The sequence below is a fragment of the Streptomyces sp. NPDC041784 genome (assembly GCF_055591025.1).
Genome location: NZ_JBVJAB010000090.1, coordinates 1 through 1,447, shown reverse-complemented (window position 1 = coordinate 1,447; position 1,447 = coordinate 1). Strand labels below are relative to the sequence as shown.

Sequence of the window (1,447 nt, the reverse complement as noted above, 5' to 3'; positions counted from 1 at the left end):
TCAGCCTGCCTCCAGCTTCAACCGGTCCCTGCGAGGACCAGCGGCGGGCCTCTCATCCCGCGAGATCCATCAGCGCCTCGTGGCGCACAGCCGAGCTCGTCGATGCAGAGGAGGTCGACGCGGCCGTAGCGGGCGATGGTCTTGGTCAGCTGCTTCTCGTCGGCGGCCTCGACGAGCTCGTTGACCAGCTTGGTCGCCAGCACGCACTTGACCCGGTATCCGGCCATCGCGGCCTCGGTCCCGAGGGCGATCAGAAGGTGGGACTTGCCGGTGCCGGAGTCTCCGATGAGGCAGAGCGGCAGGCTCTTCTTGATCCATTCGCACTTGGCGAGGGTGTGGATCAAGGCTGCGTCGATGTTCGGGTTGGCGTCGAAGTCGAACTTCTGAACTTATCTGGGGTAAGAGTAATTCGATCTCGCAAAGTAGCTGATCAGAGCATTGATGACGCGTCCGGAAGGTGGCTGGATTCGCTCGCCCTGCCGGGCGATCTGATCTTGGAGGTAAGTCGCTGTCCTGGCGGAGTGGTCCATCCGTAGGATCGCGTCATGACTGCCGATGCCCCGCTCACCCGAGAGTCGTTCCGACGCGCTCTGTCGATCAACACGCCCGGACCGATGTCGCAGCTCCCCAGTCGTGTCTGGACGGACGCCGACTGGGACCGGATCCGGAGGGGATATCGGGCCCGGGACATGGATGAGAAGTGGAACGTCTTCGCTGAGGACAGGGTCGTCTATCTGCACCGCAGTTGGACCGGCTTTGGCGTCTTCGAAGCGACGTTCGCACCTGTCGAGGGTGGTGGTTGGCGGATCGCCTCAGCCGTCGTGGAAGCGGGCCGCGGGGGCCTTCATGGGAACTCGGCCGACTATGACTGTCTGATGCTGGAGCTGGTGCTCAGCGGTGTCGTGCTCGGAGAGCCGGCGGTGGAACTTCGTCAACAGCTGGTGGAGGTGGTGCGTCAGGCCTCGGGAGTCGCCGACGCTTCCGCCGGTGTGGTCCAGCACAGCATGCTGGGGCTGCGTTCGGACTCGTAGCCAGCGTCTCGATCGGGCTGACTGCAATTGGTCACGTGCCAGTGCCCTTGGCATGGAGGTCGCGCTGCAAGCGGAGGATCTCTCCATGGGCGGCGGCGAGCCTCTGCTCCAGATCGCGGACTTGCTCTCGGCGGGTGTTGCGTTCGTGTCGGAGGGCCTGTGTCAGGGTCTGGATCACGGTGCCGTCGCTGTTCGTTGCGGCGTCGGCAAGAGTGTTTGTCTTGGGGTTCTGCTGACTGCGCAGGGTCTCGATGCGGCGTCGCAGGTCGGGGTGGCTGTAGAGAAAGTCGAGGCTGACACCTCCAGCTCGGGCGACCGATCGGGGGTCTGTCAAACGAGCGGTGTAACCGGGGTTGACGGTTACTGACGGGCTGCGGAGAGGCGGCCGTCGAAGGTGATGTCGAAGGCATTCAGCG

At 64.1% G+C, this 1,447-nt stretch carries 1 protein-coding gene and 2 pseudogenes; 1 reads left to right on the top strand and 2 read right to left on the bottom strand.

Annotated elements, in window-relative coordinates; all coding sequences use genetic code 11:
• Nucleotides 1–89: 89 nt before the first annotated feature.
• Nucleotides 90–389: pseudogene (locus ACZ6D7_RS47545) on the bottom strand (ATP-binding protein); the annotation flags it as partial.
• 156 nt (nucleotides 390–545) lie between these two features.
• Between ACZ6D7_RS47545 and ACZ6D7_RS47540 the strand changes: the two are divergent.
• Nucleotides 546–1,031: a hypothetical protein gene (locus tag ACZ6D7_RS47540; protein ID WP_469505169.1), complete on the top strand. Its 486-nt coding sequence runs from the start codon at nucleotides 546–548 to the stop codon at nucleotides 1,029–1,031.
• Between the two features lie 31 nt (nucleotides 1,032–1,062).
• On the opposite strand, the pseudogene ACZ6D7_RS47535 reads toward ACZ6D7_RS47540, so the two are convergent.
• Nucleotides 1,063–1,447 (bottom strand): annotated as a pseudogene (locus ACZ6D7_RS47535) (hypothetical protein); the annotation flags it as partial.